Source organism: Algoriphagus sp. (assembly GCF_024642405.1).
GTDB lineage: Bacteria > Bacteroidota > Bacteroidia > Cytophagales > Cyclobacteriaceae > Algoriphagus.
This window is the reverse complement of the sequence record NZ_JAHEBC010000067.1, coordinates 1-16,120: the sequence shown is the minus strand read 5'-3', so window position 1 is coordinate 16,120 and position 16,120 is coordinate 1. Positions and strand designations below refer to the sequence as shown.

General features: G+C 35.7%; 13 protein-coding genes and 1 riboswitch. Of the genes, 4 read left to right on the top strand and 9 right to left on the bottom strand.

From position 1 onward, the window contains the following. Window positions 1-429: 429 nt before the first annotated feature. A complete protein-coding gene (locus tag Q0L68_RS07430; protein WP_296701296.1) occupies window positions 430-2,592 on the bottom strand; it encodes a glutamine synthetase III in 2,163 nt (720 codons plus the stop codon). A gap of 233 nt (window positions 2,593-2,825) precedes the next feature. Between Q0L68_RS07430 and mtaB the strand changes: the two genes are divergently transcribed. From mtaB to Q0L68_RS07415, 3 genes are all read left to right on the top strand, one after another. Further along, window positions 2,826-4,145: a tRNA (N(6)-L-threonylcarbamoyladenosine(37)-C(2))-methylthiotransferase MtaB gene (gene mtaB / locus Q0L68_RS07425; RefSeq protein ID WP_296701294.1), complete on the top strand. Its 1,320-nt coding sequence runs from the start codon at window positions 2,826-2,828 to the stop codon at window positions 4,143-4,145. 61 nt (window positions 4,146-4,206) lie between these two features. Beyond that, on the top strand, window positions 4,207-4,560 hold the full coding sequence (locus Q0L68_RS07420) for a DUF805 domain-containing protein (protein WP_296701292.1): 354 nt from the start codon (window positions 4,207-4,209) through the stop codon (window positions 4,558-4,560). A 157-nt stretch (window positions 4,561-4,717) separates the two neighbouring features. Then, window positions 4,718-6,730, top strand: a complete 2,013-nt coding sequence (locus Q0L68_RS07415) for an alpha amylase C-terminal domain-containing protein (protein ID WP_296701291.1) — start codon at window positions 4,718-4,720, stop codon at window positions 6,728-6,730. Window positions 6,731-6,742: 12 nt separating this feature from the next. Here the strand turns inward: Q0L68_RS07415 and Q0L68_RS07410 are convergent, their stop codons facing one another. The 8 genes from Q0L68_RS07410 to lpxK all read right to left on the bottom strand — a co-directional run bounded on the left by Q0L68_RS07410 (window position 6,743) and on the right by lpxK (window position 15,876). Then, window positions 6,743-7,816 carry an acyl-CoA dehydrogenase family protein gene (locus Q0L68_RS07410; RefSeq protein ID WP_296701289.1) on the bottom strand — a complete coding sequence of 358 codons (1,074 nt, stop codon included), beginning with the start codon at window positions 7,814-7,816 and terminating at the stop codon, window positions 6,743-6,745. After that, on the bottom strand, window positions 7,794-8,420 hold the full coding sequence (pnuC, locus tag Q0L68_RS07405) for a nicotinamide riboside transporter PnuC (RefSeq protein WP_296701287.1): 627 nt from the start codon (window positions 8,418-8,420) through the stop codon (window positions 7,794-7,796). Before pnuC ends, Q0L68_RS07410 begins: the two co-directional genes overlap by 23 nt. 32 nt (window positions 8,421-8,452) lie before the next feature. Next, a riboswitch (TPP riboswitch) is annotated at window positions 8,453-8,568 on the bottom strand. Window positions 8,569-8,610: 42 nt separating this feature from the next. Next, on the bottom strand, window positions 8,611-10,299 hold the full coding sequence (locus Q0L68_RS07400) for a GMC family oxidoreductase (RefSeq protein WP_296701286.1): 1,689 nt from the start codon (window positions 10,297-10,299) through the stop codon (window positions 8,611-8,613). Window positions 10,300-10,425: 126 nt separating this feature from the next. Further along, a complete protein-coding gene (locus tag Q0L68_RS07395) occupies window positions 10,426-11,670 on the bottom strand; it encodes an ABC transporter permease (protein ID WP_296701285.1) in 1,245 nt (414 codons plus the stop codon). 124 nt (window positions 11,671-11,794) lie between these two features. After that, on the bottom strand, window positions 11,795-12,274 hold the full coding sequence (locus Q0L68_RS07390; protein ID WP_296701283.1) for a GyrI-like domain-containing protein: 480 nt from the start codon (window positions 12,272-12,274) through the stop codon (window positions 11,795-11,797). A 2-nt stretch (window positions 12,275-12,276) separates the two neighbouring features. Then, entirely contained in the window at window positions 12,277-12,888 is a 612-nt protein-coding gene (locus Q0L68_RS07385) for a tRNA-(ms[2]io[6]A)-hydroxylase (protein ID WP_296701282.1), read from the bottom strand. A gap of 1 nt (window position 12,889) precedes the next feature. Beyond that, window positions 12,890-14,824, bottom strand: a complete 1,935-nt coding sequence (locus Q0L68_RS07380; protein WP_296701280.1) for a putative porin — start codon at window positions 14,822-14,824, stop codon at window positions 12,890-12,892. 5 nt (window positions 14,825-14,829) lie between these two features. After that, window positions 14,830-15,876, bottom strand: coding sequence for a tetraacyldisaccharide 4'-kinase (lpxK, locus tag Q0L68_RS07375; RefSeq protein WP_296701279.1), 1,047 nt, complete (start codon window positions 15,874-15,876; stop codon window positions 14,830-14,832). Between the two features lie 41 nt (window positions 15,877-15,917). On the opposite strand from lpxK, the gene Q0L68_RS07370 reads away from it, so the two are divergent. Continuing rightward, the coding region (locus tag Q0L68_RS07370; RefSeq protein WP_296701277.1) for a Nif3-like dinuclear metal center hexameric protein at window positions 15,918-16,120 on the top strand (203 nt) is incomplete at its 3' end.

Genomic DNA, 16,120 nt, shown 5'->3' with positions numbered 1-16,120 from the left:
AGCAAGTAATTAATGATTAGAAATTAAATGAGTTATAGATTGACTGGTGTTAGACTTTCAACAATAATATTTTTTGGATCTAAGAAAAATTAATTATCGAAAAGCCTGAAACTGTGTCATTTACAAATAAAAAACTGCAGTAGCCACAAGTCTATTCGGTAAATCTAAAAATTTCATAATCTATTCAAAACAATTTTATAATATTTTTTACTATAAGCAGGTTAAATAAATAAATTTTTTAAAAAAGTTATTCAAAATTAAATTTATTTTAAACATCTAGCTGAGCTCCTATACAATATTTTGTTTATTGATACCTACCATAAATAAAATTTAATTCTAATTTGATAACAGTTAATAAATTTTATTCTTAGAGCAAAAAAAAACCTCTCAAAAAATGAGAGGTTTTAAATAAATAGATTTTGAGGTTAACTATCTCAAAAACAGCATTTCTCTATACTTCACTAATGGCCAAGATTCATCATCAACCAACAACTCCAGTTTATCAACAGAATATCTAATTTTATCAAAATAAGCTTCCTTCACCTCAGTTTGATATCCTTTAGCCATTTTCACGATATCCTCCTCCTTATTAAGTTTCTTTCTAGCCTCAATCATTGCTGTAATATTGGACTTCAAAGATTCTATGTGTTTAGAAACTTCTTTAATAGTCTCAACTGCAGCAGTATGATCTAGACCAAGACCCTTCAATCCATTTGCATTCTCAATCATTTTATTCTGATATAGAATTGCAGTTGGAATAATGTGATTTAAAGCCAAATCACCCATAACACGACCTTCAATCTGAACTTTCTTAATAAAATTCTCTAACATGATTTCATGACGAGCATGCAACTCAATCTTGTTCATCACATTATGTCTTTCAAACAGTTCGTTAGTCTCTTTTTTCGCGTAAATATCAAGAGCAATTGGAGTAGATTTCAAATTAGATAATCCTCTCTTTTCTGCTTCATTTGCCCAAGCCTCGGAATATCCATCTCCTTCAAACCTAACTTTTTTACTATCCTTGATGTATTTTCTCAATACATTAACAATGGCAATTTTCTTTTCCTTTCCAGCTGCCATTTCTTTATCAATGTCTTTGATCATTGTCTTCAAGACATCGGCAACGATCACATTTAAGGCAGTCATTGGGCCAGCAACGTTTGCCTGAGAACCTACAGCACGGAATTCAAATTTGTTTCCGGTGAAAGCAAATGGCGAAGTTCTGTTTCTATCGGTATTATCAAGTATGATTTCAGGAATTTTAGAAATCCCCAACTTCATATACATGTTATCACCTTTTTCAATCTTGATGTTTCCATTTTTCTCAAGTTCGTCTAAAACTTCAGTAAGAGTTGCTCCTAAGAAAACAGAGATTATAGCAGGAGGGGCTTCATTAGCTCCTAATCTGTGATCATTTCCTGCAGACGCAATACTAGCTCTTAATAGGTCAGAATAATCATAGACAGCCTTTATTGTAGCGACTAAGAAGGTCAAGAACTGAAGATTCTCTCTCGCAGAATTACTTGGTTGAAAAAGATTAACTCCTGTATCAGTAATTAAAGACCAGTTATTATGTTTCCCGCTACCATTAACACCTGCAAATGGCTTTTCATGGAGAAGAACTTTCAAATCATGTCTCTCTGCAACTTTTTCCATCACATCCATTAGCAATTGGTTGTGATCTGTTGCCTTATTGATTTCTTCAAATAATGGAGCCACTTCAAATTGACCTGGAGCTACCTCATTATGTCTTGTCATTACTGGAATACCCAATTTATGAGATTCAATTTCAAAGTCAACCATGAAATCTTTAACTCGTGTAGGAATTGAACCAAAATAATGATCATCTAATTGCTGACCTCTTGCCGGACTATGTCCAAAAACAGTTCTGCCCGCCATTACCAAATCAGGTCTTGCCGCAAAAAGTGCTTTGTCAATCACAAAATATTCTTGCTCAACACCCAATGAAGGAAATACCTTTTTTACATTTCTATCAAATAATTGACACACCTGAATAGCTGCCTCATTGATTGCCTCCATGGACTTTAATAAAGGAGTTTTGTAATCCAGCGCCTCTCCCGTGTAAGACACAAAAATAGTTGGGATACAAAGCGTATTTTCAAAGATGAAAATTGGAGAAGATGGATCCCAAGCTGTATAGCCTCTGGCTTCGAATGTAGATCTGATACCACCGTTTGGAAAAGATGAAGCATCAGGTTCTTGCTGAACTAATGCACTTCCTTTAAATTTTTCAAGTCCACCTAAGGCATCAAAAAATGAATCATGCTTTTCTGCGGTTGAACCTGTTAGTGGTTGAAACCAGTGAGTATAATGAGTAACACCTTTAGCAAGAGCCCAGGTTTTCACTGCGGATGCAATTTCTTCTGCAGTTGAAACATCAATCTTTGTTCCTTTGTCAATTGCTTCCATTACTTTTTTGAAAACAGTTGGAGCTAAAGAAACCTTCATTTGTGCTGTTCCAAACACGTTATCGCCAAAATAATTAGAAATTTTGGTGGATGGTGCTTTCACAGCTACTCGCTGTCTAGCCTGCACCATTGACAAGGCTTGTTGTCTGAGTGTTGCCATATCTACAATTTGTGGTTTAAAATTATACATACAAAAATAGAAAAATACTGACTCGAAAATGAAAATGGTCAATTTTTGAGCTCATTTTTTGAAAAATTTACATTTTTTTTAAAAAATCATGGTCTTTTTGACACCATTTCCGTCAATAAAGTGATTTTTAGCTCAGAAATTATAGAATTGAAAACATCAAGAGAATAATTACCTTTGCATCTTTCTAAAGAAGGAGAATAATTGTGAAAAAGGTAGCGTTTTATACACTTGGTTGTAAGCTTAACTTCTCGGAAACTTCTACAATTAGTAGACAGTTTGAAGAAAAGGGTTTTTTAAAGGTAGATTTCCAGGAAAACCCTGACATTTTTATCATAAATACCTGTTCCGTTACGGAGAATGCTGATAAAAAGTGTAAAAAAATTGTTAAGGAAGCAAAAAAGATTTCTCCAAATTCTTACGTAACGATTATTGGTTGTTACGCCCAATTAAAGCCGAAGGAAATTTCTGAAATTGATGGAGTAGATGCAGTTCTCGGAGCTGCTGAAAAATTTCGTCTAATAGAACTTCTAGACGATTTCGCTAAAGCTCAGGAAACAAAGGTTTTGGCTTCGGAAATTCAAGAGGCCACTATTTATAATAATGCATATTCAATAAATGATCGAACCAGGACTTTCTTAAAAGTTCAGGATGGGTGTAATTATGGATGCGCTTTTTGTACAATCCCATTGGCGAGAGGAAAAAGTAGAAGTAATACAATAGAGAGTGTTGTAAAGTCTGCGGAAGAAATAGCTGCCTCAGGAGTTAAAGAAATTGTACTCACAGGAGTAAATATTGGAGACTTTGGCATTGTAGAAGGAAAAAGAAACGAGAGATTTGCTGACTTAGTATTTGCATTAGATGAGGTCGAAGGAATAAACAGATTTAGAATTTCGTCTATTGAGCCCAATCTTTTGACCAATGAAATAATCAGCTTTGCGGCAAAGTCAAAAAGGTTTGTTCCTCATTTTCATGTTCCACTGCAGTCAGGTTCAAATACCATCCTTAGAAAAATGGGAAGAAGATATCTCCGGGAATTATATGAAGACCGGGTTTCTAAAATAAAAACTTTGATGCCTCATGCCTGCATTGGCGTAGATATAATCGTTGGTTTTCCAGGGGAAACCGATGAGCTTTTTTTAGAAACATATAATTTCATAAATGAACTTGATATTTCATATTTACATGTTTTTACCTATTCTGAGAGAGCCAACACCAGAGCTATCGAAATGGGTGGGGTGGTTCCTAAGAAAAAGCGAAATGAGCGTTCGAAAATGCTAAGAATCCTTTCTGATAAGAAGCGGAGAAAATTCTATGAAGAGAATCTTGGAAAAACTTTTTCAGTGTTATTTGAGGAAGATGTGGAAGATGGAAAAATCCACGGTTTTACTGAAAATTACATTCGCGTTGCTGCAAAATATGACCCAATCTTAGTTAATGAAGTAAGGCGGGTCACTTTGGATCAAATAAATGATAAGGGGAACGTGGAGGTAATAGAGCCTGAATTCGTGTACGAAAAACACTAAACCTTTTTTAGTTTTACACCTATGGTTTTAAACAATTCATGCTTTACACTGTTTTATAAGTATGAATTCATTATTTAAACCAGAAGGAAGAATTACTAGAAGAAAGTATTTAGTGATGTTCATTATTTTTTATTTCATCAATATACTTTGCTTATTGATGTTATGGGATAGTTTCCAAACTGAATCTTGGATGGTTTTTTATGGGGCTGGTATTGTACTTATAAGTTCAATTTCTGTATTGATAATCCAAGCCATCAAAAGACTCCATGACATCGGTCTTGATTGGAAGTATGCCTTATATCTTTTGATACCACCGCCAATAAATTTTATTGGATTTATTTGGCTTGCTGCAAAACAGGGAGAAAATGCCATTAATAAATATGGTCCAAACCCAAGAAAAACAGATTTAATATAAATTTCTGAAATTAAAATCTTAACGATTAAAAGCGTCTTGAAAGTCTTTTCAAGACGCTTTTATTTTTTTACTCAAAAGATTTAGGATTGGAAACTTAAAAGTGATGCTTATTTTCTCTTACATTTTTCTAAATTCAAATTAGCTTAAAATTCATCACGTGAAAGATTCAACTGAATTCGCTTTGGTGCGAGAAGAACCTTGGCTTTCTGAATATGCAGAGGTAATAAGACATCGATTTGAAAATTATCAATCTGCCTTAAAAGAAATTGAAAATTTCAGTGGGAGCATTTTAGAATTTGCTACAATTCATGAATTCTTTGGTATTCATTTTGAATCTTGGAGAAATGGTTGGGTCTACCGTGAGTGGGCTCCTGCAGCAGAAGAATTATTTTTTTTCGGGGATTTTAACAACTGGGATAGAAAATCTCACCCGATGAAAAAAAGCCCCAGAGGTGATTGGGAGATTTTTCTACCCTACGATAAATACAAAGATAAATTTACCCATGGCAGTAAAGTTAAAGTGCATGTAATTGGGGCAAATGGTGCACTTGATAGAATTCCTGCTTATATAAGAAGAGCGATTCAGGATGAAAAAAATCATGATTTTGCCGGTCAACTTTGGTTTGGGGAAAGTTTTCAATGGTCAGATCAATCCTATTCCTCAAAAGAAAGCCTTCACCAGCCTTTAATTTATGAATGCCATGTAGGAATGGCTCAGGAAAAACTTGGCGTCGGAACATACAAAGAGTTTGAAGAAATTACTTTGCCTAAAATAAAAGCTGCAGGATATAATACGATCCAATTGATGGCTGTTATGGAACATCCATATTATGGCTCTTTTGGCTATCATATTTCAAATTTCTTTGCCCCAACTTCGAGGTTTGGTACCCCCGAAGAGCTAAAATCATTGGTTAACAAAGCACATGAAATGGAGATAGCTGTCGTAATGGATATAGTTCATTCCCATGCAATTAAAAATACAAATGAAGGGCTTAATGAATTTGACGGAAGTGACCATCAGTATTTTCATCCAGGCGCGAGGGGCTATCATGAAGGTTGGGATTCCAAAGTTTTTGATTATTCGAAATGGGAAGTAAAGCAGTTTTTACTCAGCAATATTCGCTATTGGTTAGAGGAGTTCCATTTTGATGGATTTAGATTTGATGGTGTTACTTCCATTATGTATAAGCACCATGGTTTATTTATGGATTTCGATAAGGTAGATCTTTACTTTGATAAGCAAGTAGATGAAGATGCTATCGTTTATCTCCAACTTGCCAATAAACTGATCCATGATTTCAAACCCACAAGTATTTCAATCGCAGAAGATGTTAGCGGTATGCCAGGTTTGGCAAGAAAAATAGAAGATGGTGGAATAGGTTTTGACTTCCGAATGGCAATGGGAGTTCCCGATTATTGGATTAAAACACTCAAACACAAAAAAGATGAAGAGTGGGATATGTTTGAGCTTTGGCATCAGCTTTCTAATAGACCAATCAAAGAAAGGTCGATCTGCTATGCAGAAAGTCATGATCAGGCTTTAGTTGGAGACAAAACAATGGCTTTCAGGCTAATGGATAAAGAGATGTATTTTTCTATGACTGTGCTGGCGCAAAATCTTATCGTGGATCGTGGAATTGCACTTCATAAATTGATCCGGATTATCACTATGAGTTTGGGAGGAGAAGGATATTTAAATTTCATCGGTAACGAATTTGGTCATCCCGAATGGATTGATTTTCCAAGGGAAGGAAACGATTGGAGCTACCAGCATGCACGACGTCAATGGTCTTTAATTGCAGATCCTTTATTAAGATATGCACAATTAAACGCTTGGGATAATGAAATGATCAAGCTAGCCAATGAATTTGAAATTTTAGCTTCCAAACCTGCTGTTCAACTTCATTTGGACCCCGACAAGAAAATATTGGCCTATGAGCGTGCGGGATTAATTTTTGTTTTTTCATTCCATCCCACAGAGTCCTTTTTTGGATTTCCAATCTATGTTCCAAAACATGGAACCTACAAGATTATCCTTGATTCTGATCAAAAAGAATTTGGTGGATTTGAAAGGCTTGATCTTAAAGTCAAATATTTTACTGATAAAAATCAATGCATATTAGCTTATATCCCAAACAGGACAATGATGGTCTTTAAGCAGTTTGAATAAATCAGAGCTTCTTTAAAAAGGAAATATCAATAAGGAATGTTGACTTACCGTATTAAAATCTCTCCATACTCTATTTAGTTCAGTTTGGGTTTTAGCTCCATGAAGCCCAGAAAAAGGAAATAATTCAGAAGTTGCCTTTCTACAAGTTCCAGTAAGTTTTCTGCTGTACTTGCTCACATCCGAAAGATGTTGTTCGGATGATTTTCTATCCTTTTCTAAACTCTCCCAAAACACTTCTACTTGATCATAAAACTTCTTTTTTTGCTTTTTGAGTTTTTTCCTTTTATTAGATAAAATACTTTCAAAGTAGGCCAGATGTTTTTTATCATAAGATCGATAATCATGTCTCATCCAAAAAGACTCCTCAACTAAGTCTATTAAATGTGAAGCTATTCCTAAAATATTAACGGCCAAAGTTGCTTCTGCAAATTGTAAAAATGGAACTTGAAAAATTGGGTCCTCTAGCGTTGCCATTTTAGGTTTTATTTCAAAACACCGATTAAGTGGAACACTGATTTTATCAGCTTTAAATGCATGACTACCCGTCGCAATCATTCCCATGTAATTCCAGCCATCAAGAATCTCTACCTCCTCTTTTTTAAGAATAAATGCCTTAATAATTGGATTTCCCTGATCATCCAGCAAAGGGTTCCCATTCTCAATTAATTCACAATTGGCCGTGAAGTGAGTGGCATGCAATGCCCCCGATGCGTAAGTCCAACTACCTTGAATTAAATACTCGTTTCCTATTTTTTGAGCCTTCCCACCCACATATCCGCTTCCAGCAAAACAAAGGTCTTTCTTGGGAAAAACTTCATTGCAGAGTGATTCATTTAAAAAGCCTGTAAACCAAGCGGCACCTGCACAAAGTGTCACAGTCCAACCTAAACTCCCATCAAGCCTGGCTAGTTTTTCCTCCACTTTTAGAGCTTCCAAAAAGTCCATTCCTAATCCATTCAAGCTTTTTGGAACGAACAGTTGGAACCATTTTTCTTGGTAAATAACTTCTAGCCATTCCTTAGGTAATTTACCCAGCTTCTCAGCCTTTGTAGCTAATTCATGATTAAAGGGCTCTATAGACTGCATTACTTTTTTCTAGTTCTTTTTTCCAATCCAAATAACCAAAAATAGCCACCACAAAAAGAAAAATGGTTAATAATGAAATTAATATTAGTTGCTTCTGAAAGAGTAATGGAATTGCAATGAGATTAGATACATTTAGCCAAATCCAATTTTCTAGTTTCCTTTTGGCCAATAGCCACATCCCAGCCCATGCGGTTGAAGAAACAAATGCATCGACTAGAGGCACATCCGAATCAGTGAAATTTTCTAAAGCAAAATATAACAAGACCCAACCCCCCATGGCTATTGCCCAAGTGATTTTTTGATCTGTTGCCGTACTCCTCGAAATCTGCCTTGCTCCGGATTTTGAATTATCTTTCCATAGGATCCATCCATAAATACTCATCACTAAATAATACCCATGCAGAAGTGTTTCCGCATATAGTTTTGCTTCAATAAGAAGAAAAGAGGAGCAGACAATCCCAATAATTCCTGCGGGGTACAGCAAAATATTATTTTTTTTAGCAAGTAATACTTCAGTCACTCCAAAACTGACCGCTAACCATTCAAGCAAACTTGTGGCTTGAACCTGCTCAAAAAGCAGATTAAAATCCGTAAAATTTTCCATTTGAATAATGAATAACAATTATTCAAAAAAGGGAGAACAAGTAATCTAATCCCTACGCCGGCACTACCCGGATCAGGTGTTCAGCAATTTCTTGCCGATGGGTATGATCTCAGCCCGTATAATTTAGGGCACCCCTTATTTGATGCATAAAGATAGAAAATTATAGGTTTTTCAAAGCCCTAAAAAGAGACTATCGAATATTTCCTTTCCGCATTTCTTTAACCGCATAATCTACTGCTCTGGCTGTCAATGCCATATAAGTAATGGAAGGATTTTGCGTACCAGTAGAAGTCATACAGGCTCCGTCCGTTACAAATACATTTGGTGCTAAATGCATTTGGTTAAATCCATTTAGCATAGAAGTATCAGGATCCCTCCCCATTCTAATACCGCCCATCTCATGAATATCAAGGCCAGGTGCTTGGTTGCTATCAGATTTTCGAATATTCATACAACCTGCTTTAGTGAGCATCTCCTCTCCTTGATCATGGAAATCCTTCAAGATCATTTCGTCATTTGCATCATAATCCACATTTACCTTTAACAGAGGAATATCCCAGTCATCCTTCTGATCAGGACTTAAGGAAACTTGGTTAGTTTCCTTTGGGATTGTCTCTCCTTGCATCATCATGTATACAGACCAAGGACCCGGTTTTGTATTTTCCTTTTTAAAATCAGGTCCAAATGGAGCATCGGCATGGCCAAATCCAGCTCTACCTGCTGAATAAAAAGTCATATAGCCTCTTAAGAAATCCATTTCTTGCTTTTTTACATTTCGGAAATTGGGCATCATCACCGCTGTAGGTCTTCTTCCAAAATAGTATTGATCACCGAACCCTTCATAGGATGCTCCTATCGAACCCCTATAGTTATGAAAAGCAATATATTTCCCTAAAACTCCTGAATCATTTCCCAACCCATTAGGAAAGCGATTGGAAATACTATTCAGTAAAATCAGGTTTGAATTCAAAGCAGAAGCATTTACAAAAATAACCTTTGCGTAATATTCTGAACTTTCCTTTGTCAATCTATCCACGATCCTGACCCCTGTTACTTTTCCTTTTTGATCATCGTAAATCAATGAATGAACGACAGAATCTGGTCTCAAGGTTAGATTTCCAGTTTTTCCAGCGGTAGGTAAAGTAGACGAATTTGAACTAAAATACCCACCAAAAGGACAACCTCGATAACATTGATTTCGGGCCATACATTGGCCTCTGCCTTGAGCTAAATGAACTTCCTTTGGTTCTGTGAGATGAGCACATCGACCAATAATCACATCTCTGTCAGAATAGGCATCTTTAATGCGTTTCTGAATTTCCTTTTCCACACAATTCATCTCCCAAGCTTTCAAAAACTCCCCATCTGGCAAGGTATCTAAGCCTTCATAACTACCACTGATCCCGACAAAACGCTCCACATGACTATACCAAGAGGCTATATCCTCATACCTAATTGGCCAATCGACGGCAAAGCCATCTCTTCCCGGTCCTTCAAAATCATATTTGCTCCAACGCTGGGTTTGTCTTGCCCAGATCAAAGATTTACCTCCTACCTGATACCCTCTCACCCAATCAAAAGGCTTTTCTTGTAAATAAGGGTGTTCTGAATCCTTTACAAAAAAATGTTCCGTATCCTCTTTATATGCATAACAACGATTCACTACCGGATTGGCGATTTTATCTTCTCTTGGAATTTGATTCCTATGCGGCATTTCCCATGGTGCAGAAGTCATGGTAGGATAATCTTTTAAATGCTTTACATCCCTTCCTCTTTCTAGAACCAAGGTTTTGAGTCCTTTTTCACAAAGCTCCTTTGCAGCCCATCCTCCACTTATTCCAGACCCAATTACTATTGCATCAAATTCATTTCTTTTCATTGTTGAAAAATAATTGGATCTCTATTAAATCCATAAGAAAAACATTGAAATCACAGTAATGCACAAAAAAAAGATGCCTCCAAAAAAAAATGGAAGCATCTTAAATAGACTTATACCTAATTGAAATCACTCATATCTTAAGGATTCGATCGGGTCTAGTTTACTTGCTTTAAAAGCAGGAAAATATCCTGATAATAGTCCCACAATAATACAGATCAAAAATGCCACGAACATCCATAACCATGGAATTAGGAATCCTCCAACACCTATCACCAGTGATATTAAGTTTCCAATAGCAATCCCTAAAATCACACCCATAATACCGCCCAATACGCAAATCATAATTGCCTCTAAAAGGAATTGTTGTCTGATTCTAAGTGGTGTCGCTCCTAAAGCTTTTCTAATTCCTATTTCCCTTGTTCTCTCTGTTACAGAAACCAGCATAATATTCATAAGTCCGATAGAGGCACCTAATAATGTAATAAAGCCTATTCCAAAACCTCCCATTCTAAGATAACCCGCCACTTCTTCTAGGCTTTCTGCTACAGATTGGCTTTTAGTCAAATCAAAAGAATCTTCATCTGTAACTCGATCCTGTCTGATTTTCCGCATAATTCCTGTAGCCTGCCCCATATCATACTCTATTTTAGTTCCATCCGAACTAAGGGCAGTAATATTATAATTGAAATTGCCATTCCTATCTAATCTACTCGCATTTTCAATAGGTATTATTACTTGCCTATCTGCGCCTTGATCCTGACCTACCCCTCCTTGTTCTTCCAAAACTCCGATAATAACATAAGGCCTTCCAAAAACCGTAATTTTCTTATTGATCGGATCTTCGCTCGGTTCAAATAATATAGAAACAATCTCAGTCCCTACTATACAAACATTATTTCCGTATTGAACCTCGAGATTACTGAAATTTCTTCCATTCTCGATTTTCATCGCTTTAATATTCAAATAGTTTTCATCAGCTCCGGTAATTCTTGAATTTGGATCTGTTTTTTTAGAACCATTTTTAATCTCTGCTGCTCCAGCTACACGAGTATATACTGTGGAAATTCCAATAGCACTATACTCCTCTTTAAAAGACTGAGTTTCTCTATAAGTTATTTTAGGATAAGTTTTCTCAGTAACTCCTTGTTGAATCGCCCTACCACCGGAATATCCTTTATTTCTGACATCAAAGGAGTTGGCCCCCAAACCCGAAAAACTTTCAGCAATTTGAGTCTTAATTCCATCAATCGCGGTAAGCATGCCTACTAAAGAAGAAATACCAATTGCGATAATTGCCCCGGTTAATACAGTTCTTAATAAATTAACTTTTACAGAATTTAAAGCTTCGCGAATATTTTCGATCAAATTCATAAGATGTCCGAATTGGAACAGGTTTTTTAAATCTCCTGATTAATTAATTTTAATATTAAACAATTCACATTGATTTGACTAAACCTTAGCAAAAATTATGAGTGTTTGCTATCAATAACATTAATCAAGTCTTTATAATTGGTATCCATACAAGTTCTACGGAGTTTTCAGAAAAGGGATCATATTTATCATCAAAAGTCTCAAAATGGTTTCTAGCATCTAATTCATACCCTGATTTGGGAAGCCACTTTTGAATAAAATTATGTAAGCTATTTTGAAAATCTAAAGGAGATCCCTGGTGTTCAAAAACAGCATATATTCCTCCTTCTAAAACTACTTCTTCAAAATCAGAAGGAATTTTTTCTAAATCACAATCGATCGCTGCACATTTTTCAAAAACCGTATCTAAGTTTAAAACCCCTTCCTTCAATTCACTACCATACCTCTGAATTGAATAAAATTTTGTTGGATTTAGTTTTTTTGATTGTGTGATCGAAGCCCGAAAAGCTTTCCAAAGTTTGGAAGTTTCCTGTCTTGCAAAACTTGTTTCGATAGTTCTTCCTTTCAGGATTTTAGTCGGAATTTCTGTGATAAGTATTTCCAATTTTAATGCATTCTGTCTCCTCTAACTCCAATTTCTTTTAAAACTTCCGCTTCATAAGTCAACCATTCTTGCCATCTGACATTTACTTTTTCAGGGTTTTGGTATTTTCTGGCCAACTCAATAAATGTCACATAATGTCCTGCTTCAGAGATCATTAATTCATAATAGAAATTCTGCAATTCTTTATCTTGAATATTTTTCGAAAGTAATTTGAATCGTTCGCAGCTTCGAGCCTCAATCAAAGCATTTAATAATAATACCTCTGTTAATTGCTGCCATCTATTCCCTCCTTTTTTGACAAAACCCTGAAGTTTCATCACGTACTCATCTTTCCTTGGTTCACCAAAATTCAAGTCTCTTTTTCGGATTTGTTCCATTACCCTTTCGAAATGTCCCCATTCTTCAGATACAATTGGAGTTAAGGTATCTACCAATTCAGGAAGATCAAAAAACCTCAAAATCAAACTGATACACGATGAAGCAGCTTTCTGTTCGCAGTAGGCATGATCGATTAGAATATCTTCGATCTGCATTTCCGCAATGTTTACCCATCGAGGATCAGTAGGTAACTTCAAATGAAGCATTTTTTGCTTGGTGCTCTCTTCCCATTCCATATTAGTCAAATAAATACCAGGTAATTCCTAGGTCTATGAATGATTTATAGCCAGTATAATCAGGTGTGACAAAATATCCTTCTCGATTCATCAGGCCACTATTCAAGTGATTGTATTTAAGTAAAACACGGGTTCTATTTATTCTAAAATCCAAGAAGATATCTGCTACTGGATATGCATAGATATTAAATGAGTTTTGAATATTGAATTGTTGAGTGGAGGGAAAGTAAGCATCAGCCAAATAATCCGATTTGTATCTCACGTCAATCCCAAATTGAATGAATACGTTTTCGTTGAATGCCGGACTGTCAAAATAAAATTTACTATTAGCAAAAAATTGTGGGATTCGGAACGCGTCACTTCCTGCCCCTGTAACTTGTGTAAATACTATTTCATTATCCCATCTGAATTTCTTGCCTATCTGGATATTTGCAATCAATCCAGGCATTAGCATAAATGCCTCTCCATCATTTTGGGTTGCCATTCTATTTTCATCAAAATAGATATAATTATTTACCCTATTTATAGTCAAGCTCGGTCTAAGCCTTACCTTATCAAAGTTTAAAATTAGTTTTCCTTTTATCTGATCAACCCCTGTATTTTCAAAATCATTTTCCCATTGATAATGATTCCCCATGTAGGTTTGTTGGACAGAAGTAGGTTTATATAATGCTTTGGTGTATTCAAGTTCTATCCAAGGGGAAACAAATAAACCGTGTAATTTATAGGCTCCCGGAAGTAAATATTCACCATTGGCAGTTAAAGACCATTTATCAGAAATTTTCCCTACCAACTGTCCTCCGACATAAACTTCATTAAAGTTATCATCGGAATCAAAAAATTTATTTTGCATTCTCCCTGTCCGGAATTTTGCAAAAGCATTGTAAAAAAAGCCTCCAAATGTTCCTTTTAACCCTACTTCGTTTCTCCATTCGGAAAACTCATTGAAATTCCTAGTTGTATCTGGATGATTATATCTTGTATTTGGATAAAAAAGTGAATCTGATGTAGTCAAGTCTGCTTCAAAAGTCAAATCTTGACTCTTTTTATCAAAAATATGGTAGATCTGCAAACCATCTTGAACCTTATATTCATGGTAGAAATGGTAATCTTGTCTCAGGTCTCTTGCCTGAGAATACTTAAGCCAGACTTTAGCATCTTCATATGTGAAATAAATAGATGTACTATCCACTTCTGGAGGAATAATCCCCCCGATTTCATTCACTTTATGCCTCATTCGAGAGAAATTCCCTAGAAACCAGTATTTACCATTTTGGGAGCGATAATTCGTATGAAGGGAATATGCAGTCTGTTCAACCATATTATCATCTCGGGCAACAGGGTTTAATGTTTTTCTGGATTTAATCGTGTGAAATTCAAATCCAACATTCCATCTTGGATTAATATTTCTGGCAAAGGCCAAATCAAGCATATTTCGATTTCCTCCCCCAAAAAAAGCCGACATCTCTGTGAATGGAGATTTGGTGTCGTAATATTTATTATTCTCCGGAGCGTGGTAATAGATATCATATGCTGAATAGCCAGACCTAGTACCTATTAATTCCGGTATCTGATAAAAAATCGGTTGAGCAGCGCTCCCTATATTTCCTAAGTCTTGATACTTCCAGCCACTTTTCGCTACTGGATCATAACTATGAAAATTTGTAAGAGAGGTATCCTGAGGATATAAAATCAAATTGTTTCTCTTGATATCCTTTTCAAAAAAATAAAGACTGGTTTTAGGCCCATATACTTGTTTGGTACTATCATCTAAAAGCGACCTTCTGCCTTCTATTTCATCCTCTTCCTCAGGATTTACCAATTCTCTTGTTCTCTGCTGCTGATTGGGATTCGTGGTTATAGGTCGCTGTGCCATTAAAGCCTGAGAAAGACCTAATGCCAAAAATATAAGAAAGCCTAAAACTTTGATTTTCACCTAATCTATTTCTTTTGAAGAATTACCTGTTCGATAAAACTTTCCATGTATTGCTCATCTTCTTGTGAAAAAACCACTTGAATCGGCAGTACAAAAATCGGAATTTCTTCTAGAATTCCAGAAAGACTATAAGATTTAACTTTTACGGCATCTTTTTCTGTTGTAATAATGATTGGGTTTTGACTGGAATTCTTTTCCACTAGCTGCTTTATTTTTTTAAAATCAGAGGCAACATATTCATGATGGTCTGGATATTTTAAGGTTTCTAGCAAATTAAAATTTTCAGAAACATATTCCCTCAATTGCTTATCATTCGCAATACCACTCAATAAAATTACATTCCGAGTAAAAGGACTTTCAAGATGGATCGGATAAGGTTTACCATACCCTAATGAACTGAATAGGATTGGAGCCAATTGGTTATATTTTCTTATCTTTTTTATAAGATCTTTCTTTTCAGTGTCTAAAATTCCTTGAGGACATTTAGTTACAACAATCAAATCCGCCCTTTTTGCACCATTTCTATTTTCTCTCAATCTTCCCACTGGAAGTAAAAAATCAGAAAAGAATGGTTGATCAAAAGTCGTCAATAAAATACTTGAATCAGCTTGAACATAACGATGCTGAAATGCATCATCTAAAATAATCAACTCACATTCAGGGAAATTTAAAGCGATTTCATTGAGAGCTTCCACCCTTTTTTCACCCACAAATACCGAAATTTCTTCCCCATATTTTTCAAAAATCTGAAATGGTTCATCTCCAATTTCCGAGGGTTTTACTCCGCTTTTTGCCTGATGAAATCCTTTTGTTTTTCTTCCGTATCCTCGACTTAATGTTGCGGTTTTTTGCCTCGATTTAACTTTTTCGATTAAATATTCAACCATAGGCGTTTTTCCGGTTCCTCCCACACTTAAATTCCCCACCAAAATACTCTTTATGGGAGAATTAGTTTTCTTTAACCACCCCAACTCAAAAAACCAATTTCTAATCTTGGTGATTAAATTATAAAGTACCGCAAAAGGATAAAGCAAAAAAGCGTAGGGGCGCATTCCTCAGATTTACTATTTTTGATCAAATAAACAGAAAAATTATGGGATACAAGATTGGAGAACTGATTTCATGGCTTGAATCATTTGCACCGCCATTTTATCAGGAGTCCTACGATAACGCTACTTTGATCACAGGCGACAGAAACACCACCCTCACAGGTGTTTTATGTTCACTGGACTGTACGGAGGATGTGGTAGAGGAAGCTATGTCATTGGGCGCCAATTTAATTGTCGCTCATCATCC